Origin of the sequence: Pseudomonas sp. PICF141 (assembly GCF_002286815.1) — a bacterium.
In the GTDB taxonomy this organism is placed as follows: domain Bacteria; phylum Pseudomonadota; class Gammaproteobacteria; order Pseudomonadales; family Pseudomonadaceae; genus Aquipseudomonas.
Map to the genome: position 1 here is coordinate 19009 of NZ_MUNM01000058.1, position 8254 is coordinate 27262.

Annotated in this window: 7 protein-coding genes and 1 tRNA gene; 2 read left to right on the forward strand and 6 right to left on the reverse strand. The window is 59.5% G+C overall.

Going from position 1 to position 8254, the window contains the following annotated elements; genetic code table 11:
- Positions 1-123 precede the first annotated feature (123 nt).
- On the forward strand, positions 124-1014 hold the full coding sequence (locus tag BZL43_RS16515; protein ID WP_095633296.1) for a LysR family transcriptional regulator: 891 nt from the start codon (positions 124-126) through the stop codon (positions 1012-1014).
- Between the two features lie 83 nt (positions 1015-1097).
- Positions 1098-4376 (forward strand): bifunctional diguanylate cyclase/phosphodiesterase, encoded by a 3279-nt coding sequence (locus BZL43_RS16520; protein WP_095633297.1) that lies wholly within the window; start codon positions 1098-1100, stop codon positions 4374-4376.
- Between the two features lie 97 nt (positions 4377-4473).
- Here the strand turns inward: BZL43_RS16520 and BZL43_RS16525 are convergent, their stop codons facing one another.
- From BZL43_RS16525 to BZL43_RS16550, 6 genes are all read right to left on the reverse strand, one after another.
- Positions 4474-4920: an Hsp20 family protein gene (locus BZL43_RS16525; RefSeq protein WP_095633298.1), complete on the reverse strand. Its 447-nt coding sequence runs from the start codon at positions 4918-4920 to the stop codon at positions 4474-4476.
- A gap of 120 nt (positions 4921-5040) precedes the next feature.
- Positions 5041-6000 (reverse strand): tRNA-dihydrouridine synthase, encoded by a 960-nt coding sequence (locus tag BZL43_RS16530; protein ID WP_095633299.1) that lies wholly within the window; start codon positions 5998-6000, stop codon positions 5041-5043.
- Positions 6001-6108: 108 nt separating this feature from the next.
- A complete protein-coding gene (locus tag BZL43_RS16535; protein ID WP_095633300.1) occupies positions 6109-6546 on the reverse strand; it encodes a thioesterase family protein in 438 nt (145 codons plus the stop codon).
- Between the two features lie 48 nt (positions 6547-6594).
- Complete coding sequence (locus BZL43_RS16540; RefSeq protein ID WP_095633301.1) at positions 6595-7428, reverse strand: alpha/beta fold hydrolase; 834 nt, start codon at positions 7426-7428, stop codon at positions 6595-6597.
- A 30-nt stretch (positions 7429-7458) separates the two neighbouring features.
- A complete protein-coding gene (locus BZL43_RS16545) occupies positions 7459-7998 on the reverse strand; it encodes a TetR/AcrR family transcriptional regulator (protein WP_095633302.1) in 540 nt (179 codons plus the stop codon).
- A gap of 180 nt (positions 7999-8178) precedes the next feature.
- Positions 8179-8254, reverse strand: a tRNA-Glu gene (locus BZL43_RS16550).

Consider the following 8254-nt stretch of genomic DNA (forward strand, 5'->3'; position numbering starts at 1 on the left):
TCCTTGAGGAATCTCAATAACCCTTTGGCTTGTGAGGTCGATCCTAGGGGGTTACATTAAATAACTCAAATTCATATTTTTTATGCTTTGCATAACCAACTGGAATGCCACTGAGACCTCATCATGGACCTCGCCAACCTCAATGCTTTTATCGCGATTGCCGAAACTGGAAGCTTCTCTGGCGCTGGTGAACGGCTGCACCTGACGCAACCCGCCGTCAGCAAGCGCATTGCCGGCCTGGAGCAGCAATTGAAGGTGCGGCTGTTCGATCGACTCGGCCGGGAAGTCAGCTTGACCGAAGCCGGTCGCGCCCTGCTGCCACGGGCCTATCAGATCCTCAATGTACTGGATGACACCCGCCGCGCCCTGACCAACCTGACTGGCGAGATCTCCGGTCGTCTGACATTGGCCACCAGTCATCACATCGGCCTGCACCGTTTGCCACCCTTATTAAGGGAGTTCACCCGACGTTATCCACAAGTGGCGCTGGATATTCAGTTCCTCGACTCGGAAGTGGCTTACGAAGAAATCCTCCATGGCCGCGCCGAACTGGCGGTAATCACCCTTGCACCGGAGCCTCACGCACTGGTCAAGGCCACGCCGGTATGGGACGACCCGCTGGATTTCGTGGTCGCCCCGGAACATTCGCTGATTGCTAACGGTCCGGTCAGCCTGGCGGATATTGCCCTGCACCCCGCGGTTTTCCCCGGCGGCAACACCTTTACCCACCACATCGTGCAGCGCCTGTTCGAGGCCCAGGGCCTGACGCCGAACATCGCCATGAGCACGAATTATCTGGAAACCATAAAAATGATGGTCTCGATCGGCCTCGCCTGGAGCGTTTTGCCGCGCACCATGCTGGACGATCAAGTGGCGCGCATACCTTTGCCGGGCATACAACTCACTCGCCAGCTAGGCTATATCCTGCACACCGAACGGACGCTGTCGAACGCGGCACGGGCCTTCATGGCCCTGCTGGATGCACAAATCGATCAGCCAGGGACTCGCGGCTAAGCTGTGCTTCTTCTTTTGTGCTACGCCTATAGAGCTCCAAAACCCTGTGCCTAACGCCCAATTCAGCCCAAGGCCTGTTATCCATGCCCAAATCTGTTGAACGTATGCCGCCGATGCCGCGAATTCAGGCACTTGACCCCAAGCGGTCCGAGCAGAGCTGGGAAAACGCTCCGCAGTTGCTGGCGGCCCTTAACGGCGCCCGGCTCGGCGCCTGGTATTGGGACATCGAGCGGGGGCAGATCAGTTGGTCACGGGGAACTCAGGCGTTGTTCGGCTTCGATCCCCGGCAACCATTGCCCGAGGACCTGGAATACCTCGACCTGCTGCCCCAGGAGGATCGGGCCAAAGCCATCCGTGCCTTCCATGCAGTGATTGCCGGCGCCCCGCTGGAACAGGCGATGCACCATCGCATCCGCTGGCCCGACGGCAGCCTGCACTGGCTGGAAATCAATGGCAGTCTGCTGCCGGACAAAAACGGGCGGCCACGAATGATTGGAGTCATTCGTGAAATCACCCATCAGCGCCAACGCGAACAGGCCCTGAGCAGCTCGGAAAAACGCTTCGCCACGCTGTTTCACCTGTGCCCCAACATGGTCCTGCTGACCCGTCAGGAAGATGGCCTGATCAGCGAAGCCAATCAATATTTCGAAAGCCTGTTCGGCTGGCCGGTACAGGACGCCATTGGCCGAACCACGCTGGAACTGGGCTTATGGGTCAACCCGGAGCAACGGGTGCAACTGGTCAAGGCCACGAAAGCCAAAGGCGAGCTGATCAACATGGAGGTGCAATTTCGTGCCAGCAACGGGCAGGTTCATGACGGCATCCTCAGCGCGCAAAAGGTCGAACTCGAAGGCCAGCCGTATCTGCTGAGCACATTCCTCGACACCACCGAACGCAAAATCGCCGAGCACGCCCTTAAAGACAGCCAGGAACGCCTGGACCTGGCCCTGGATTCGGCGCAACTCGGCACTTGGGACTGGCACATTCCCAGCGGCATGCTTTACGGCTCGGCGCGGGCCGCCCAGCTGCATGGACTGGACCCCAAACCCTTCCATGAATCCTTCGATGCATTTTTCGAAGGCGTGCCCGGCGAAGAACGCGACAGCATGCGCGACGCCTACCGCAGCTTGCGTGAAGGCCCGGCCGGCAATTATCAACTGACGTACCGAGTGCAGTTGCAGGATGGCAGTTCGCGCTACCTGGAAAGCCGCGCCAGACTCTATCGCGACGACAATGGCAACCCGTTGCGCATGGCCGGCACGCTGCTGGACATCACCGATCAGGTGGAGCGCGAACAGCAATTGGTGGCCTCGGAAGAGAAATTCGCCACCTTGTTCCAGGTCAGCCCGGACCCGATTTGCGTCACGCGCCAGGACACCGGTCATTTCATCGAAATCAACTCCAGCTTTACTCAAACGTTCGGCTGGAACACCGACGACGTGATTGGCCGCAGCGCCGACGAAATCGGCCTGTGGGACGCTTCGGCGAAGAGCCTGCAAAGGATCGAGCGGGTCATCCGCGAACAAGGCCTGAATAATGTGGCGATCATCGTTCAGCACAAGAACGGGCAATCCCTGACGTGTGTGATATCGAGCCGACAAATCAGCGTCGGCGATCAGCCATGCATCGTCACCACTCTGCGCGACATCACCCAGCAGCAACGTTCGGAAGCGGCGCTCAAGGCCAGTGAGGAGAAGTTCGCCAAAGCTTTTCACTCAAGCCCCGACGCCATCACCATTACCGAGCGCGACACCGGACGTTACCTGGAAGTCAATGACGGCTTTTGTCGCCTGACGGGCTACCGCGCCGATGAAGTGATCGGCCGCACGGTGTATCAAGTCGGCATCTGGGCCGAAGAGAAACAGCGCTCGGAATTGCTGGCAGAGCTACAGATCAAAGGCCGGGTTCACCATCAGGAAATGCTCGGGCGCAACAAACGCGGGGAGTTGCTGACCGTCGAAGTCTCGGTGGAGCCGATCACCCTCAACGAAATCGCGTGCCTGCTGCTGACAGCCCGGGACGTCAGCCTGCTGAAAAATGCCGAAGCACAAATCCGTCACCTGGCCTACCACGACCCATTGACCAACCTGCCCAACCGCGCGCTGTTGATGGATCGTCTGAGCCAGCAGATCGCCCTGCTCAAGCGCCACAACCTGCGCGGCGCCCTGATGTTCCTGGATCTCGACCATTTCAAGCACATCAACGACTCCCTCGGCCACCCGGTTGGCGATACGGTGCTGAAGATCATCACCGCGCGCCTCGAAGCCAGCGTGCGCATGGAGGACACCGTCGCGCGCCTGGGCGGTGACGAATTCGTGGTGCTGCTCAGCGGGCTGGAGGGTTCGCGCAGCGCCGTCAGCGCTCAGGTCCGGGAATTGGCGGATACTTTGCGCGAACTGCTGTCCGAACCGATGTTCCTCGACGGACAGCGCCTGCAAGTCACACCGAGCATCGGCATCGCGCTCATTCCCGACCACGGCTCGACGCCCACCGACCTGCTCAAACGCGCCGATATTGCCCTATACCGCGCCAAGGACTCGGGCCGCAACACCGCGCAGATGTACCACAACACCATGCAAAAGGCCGCCAGCGAACGCCTGCGCATGGAAACCGATCTGCGCCTGGCCCTTTCCCGGGGTGAATTCAGCGTGCAATACCAGCCACAGGTGGACGCCCGCAACAACCGCATTACCGGCGCCGAAGCCTTGGTACGCTGGCACCATCCGCAACTGGGCGCGCAATCGCCCACCGAGTTCATCAAGGTGCTGGAAGACAGCGGGCTGATTCTGGAAGTCGGCACCTGGATCCTTGACGAAGCCTGCGCGGCCTTCAAACATCTGGTCGCCAAGGGCCTGATCAATCCGCTCGATTTCAGCCTGTGCGTGAACATCAGCCCCCGACAATTCCGCCAGAACGATTTCGTCGAACGCATCGAACACAGCCTCGGCAGCCACGGCCTGCCCTGCTCATTGCTGAAACTGGAAATCACCGAAGGCATCGTCATCCAGAACCTGGACGACACCATCAGCAAGATGCGGCGCCTGAAAAAACTCGGCGTGAGCTTCGCCATGGACGATTTCGGTACCGGTTATTCCTCATTGACCTACCTCAAGCGCCTGCCGGTAGACACCCTGAAAATCGACCAGTCGTTCATCCGCGACGCCACCACCGACCCCAACGACGCCGAAATCATTCGCGCCATCGTCGCCATGGCCCGCAGTCTGGAGCTGAAAGTCATCGCCGAAGGGGTGGAAAACCTGGAGCAACTGGCGTTTTTGCAGGGGCTGGACTGCCATTTGTATCAAGGGTATTTGCACAGCCGGCCGTTGCCAGTGGAGGAGTTTCAGAAACTGTTGAAATAAGGCGATGCAGCAACTGCCGAGCCGCTACGTACGGCAACTGCTACAAATGGGCACAAAAAAGGGCGCCACTGGATGGCGCCCTTTTGCTGCTTTTGGCTCAATGCTGCAGAGCCGGTTTTTCCGTCCCGTTGATCGGGATGCGTTTGGCTTTCGCTTCTTCCGGAATCACGCGCAGCAGGTCGATACTCAACAAACCGTTGCGCAGTTCGGCGGCCTTGATTTCAATGTGGTCCGCCAGACGGAACGACAGTTTGAAGGCGCGCTGAGCGATGCCTTGGTACAGATAGGTGACGTTTTCGTCCGTGTCACGTTTGCCACCACTGATGGTCAGCACACCTTTTTCCACTTGCAGGTCCAGGTCTTCTTCCTGGAAACCGGCGGCCGCTACAACAATGCGGTATTGATCATCACCGTATTTTTCAACGTTGTAGGGTGGATAGGTGCTGCCTGGCTCATTACGCAGGGCGGTTTCGAACAGGTCGTTGAAACGGTCGAAACCTACCGAGGAACGGAACAGTGGGGCCAGGGAAAATGCAGTACTCATGATTCAAATCTCCTGAACATAATCAGCAAGTTTTTTTGTCTCCGCGACCCGAATTCGGCATCGCGTAATCCTTAGATAGGGACCGCTGATTGCTTTTCAAGAGATTATTTGAAGATTTTTTCAGGCCGCCTCAGACACCTGAAGCCCCAGTAAACGCGAGACATTATCCAGTTCCGTCTCACGCCGCAGGACGGTGAACAGCTCTACCGCTTCGGGATAATTGCGGGTCAGCATCGCCAGCCACTGCTTCAAGCGACCCGGCGATTGGCGTGGCGTCATTTGCGCCTTGGCTTGCAGCCAGAAGTCCTGAATCAGCGGCAGCAGCTCGGCCCAGGACATTTCCACGATGTCTTCACCGGCGCGAGCGGCGGCGATCTGCCGGGCCAGATCAGGACGCGATACCAGGCCGCGCCCGAGCATGATGTCCTCGACGCCGCTGATCTCGCGGCAACGACGCCAGTCCTCGACGCTCCAGATATCGCCGTTGGCAAACACCGGCACGTTGACCACGTCCTGCACCCGAGGAATCCATTCCCAGTGAGCTGGCGGCTTGTAGCCATCGGTCTTGGTCCGCGCGTGGACCACGATGTGCGCCGCCCCGCCTTCAGCCAGGGCCGTGGCGCAAACCAGCGCACCGTCCGGGCTGTCGAATCCGAGGCGCATCTTGGCGGTGACCGGAATATGCGCTGGCACCGCGCGACGGACGTGTTCGACGATTTGGTTTAGCAGTTCAGGTTCTTTGAGTAGCACCGCGCCGCCACGGGATTTGTTGACGGTCTTGGCCGGGCAGCCGAAGTTCAGGTCGATGACCTCGGAACCCAACTCGCAGGCCAGTGCGGCGTTTTCCGCCAGGCACACCGGATCGGAGCCCAGCAGTTGCACACGCAGCGGCACGCCGGACGCGGTTCGGGCGCCAGTCAGCAGTTCCGGGCCGAACTTGTGGTAATAGGCAGGCGTTAGCAGCTGATCGTTGATCCGAATGAATTCGGTCACGCACCAATCGATACCGCCCACACGGGTCAGCACGTCCCGCAGGATGTTGTCGACCAACCCCTCCATGGGCGCCAAAGCAATTTGCATGAAAAACACACTCAACGAAAAACGTGCGGCAGTTTACTGGATAATCTAATGAAAGACTTGCTCATACCTCTGTGGCGAGGGGGCTTGCCCCCTCGCCACAGGATCGTGTCAGCTTGGAACTTGCAACGCAGGACCATAGCCCTCGATGAATTCCGCCGGCATGCGCTTGGGCTTGCCGGTCGACAGCTCGATGCACACGAAAGTGGTTTGCGCCCGCAGCAACGTGGTGTTGTCGCTGGGCCGCTTGAGCTGGAAGTGGCGGGTCATTTTCAAGCGCTGATCCCAATCGACAATCCAGGTTGCCAGTTGCAGCTCGTCGCCCTCATAGGCCGCCGCCAGGTAATCGATCTCGTGGCGCACCACTGCCATTGCCCGGTCCAGCCGCCGGTACTCGACCAGATCCAGCCCGAGCCGTTGCGAATGGCGCCAGGCGCAACGCTCGAGCCAGGTCACGTACACCGCGTTGTTCGCATGGCCCAACCCGTCGATGTCCTCGGCGTCCACTTCCAGATCAATGATAAACGGCGTTGCCCGATCCCAGCCCATGCCCCACTCCTGGTCAGATTATTTCGACCGGGGCAGTGTAACGGATGCTCAGGCCGATTGGCGCGATTGCAGACTGCGACCGGCCAGCAGCGAAAGAACGCCGTCGATCACCCGCGGATCGGCCAGCACCCGCTGATGCCCGCCCTCTTCCAGGCGCAACAGACGGCTGTCGAACCAGGCTTCGTGGATCAATTGGGATTCCTTGACCGGAACAAAGTTGTCGTCCTCGGCATGGACGATCAACCCCGGCATATCGAGCTGATAGCGCGCAACATCCAGCGCGGCAGCGCGCATACCGACATCTTTCTCAACCTGGCGAATAAACGCCGAACGCGCTTTGGGCGGCAGGCGCACATAACGTGCGAACCCACGCAGTACCCCGAGAATTCGCGCCGGGGCGGCGATCGAGACCAGGGTTTCAGTGCGCAAGCCCAACTGAACCGCAAGCATGGCACTGGCGCCGCCCATGGAGTGACCGATCACCGCTTGCAGCGGCGGCAATTCAGCAGCCGCTTCGAGCATGGCCCGAGCGAACAGCACCACATTCGCCTCACGACCAGGCGAGCGACCGTGAGCCGGACCGTCCAGGGCAACCACGGTGTAACCGGCATCCACCAGCGCGGTGATCAGCGCGGCAAACTGTGTCGGCCGGCCTTCCCAACCATGCATCAACAACACCGCCGGCCCCTGCCCCCAACGCAGCGCCGAGAGGCCGAAGCGCAAGGTGATTCGTTCGGACTTCGCCAGCAGCGGCAACTCCCAGTCACGCGGCTGCAATTGCCGCGGCGTCATGAACGCCAGACGCATCTTGCTCGCCACCAGTTTCGGCGCGAACCAGCCCAAGGTGCCATTAACGCCACGAACCCAGCTCAACGTGTTCATCGCCCATCTCCTCAGGCTGGCGCCTTCAGGTCATAGCACCGCCGACTTGGCAGCGCGCAGTAATCGATCGGATAACTCTCCTGGCCCCAACGCCCGTGCCAGAGCCAAACCACCGACCATCAAGGCCATGTCGGCCAAGGCTTTGTCGGCCTCTTCCGGGCTGGCCGCCAACTGCGCGACCATCAACTCGATATGCTCATTCAATGCCACACGAAATTCGTCCGGCAGACGGCCCAACTCGCCGACCGATGCCGGAATCGGACATGCCTGTTCGATGGAATCACGGTGTTTGCGCGACAGATAGAACGCTGCAACCAACGCGCGCCGCTCTTCGCCGGTCAGCTCGGCATCCATGTCGGCGATCAAGCCACGACGATGGCTGAGTAACTGCTTGAATGCTTCCAGCATCAATGCGTCCTTGCTTTCGAAGTGCGCGTAGAAGCCGCCGACCGTCAGGCCGGCCGCGCCCATCACTTCGCCCACGCTCGGCTCGGCCGGGCCGCGCTGAATCAGCGCTGAGCTGGCAGCCTTGAGGATGCGTTCGCGGGTTTGAGCTTTTTTATCGTTCATCGTTGCCTCCGAATATTACGAATAGAATATTATTCTCATAATAATTTTTCGCAAGTCGTGGATGTGACCGCTGGTCTGAAGAAAGTTTGAGGAAAAAGGAGAGTTTGCCAAACGCCAGACAAACAAAAGGGCCATTCAATAATTGAATGACCCTTAAAAATCCCGCAGAGCGGGTAATCGTGGCGTCCCCTAGGGGACTCGAACCCCTGTTACCGCCGTGAAAGGGCGGTGTCCTAGGCCACTAGACGAAGGGGAC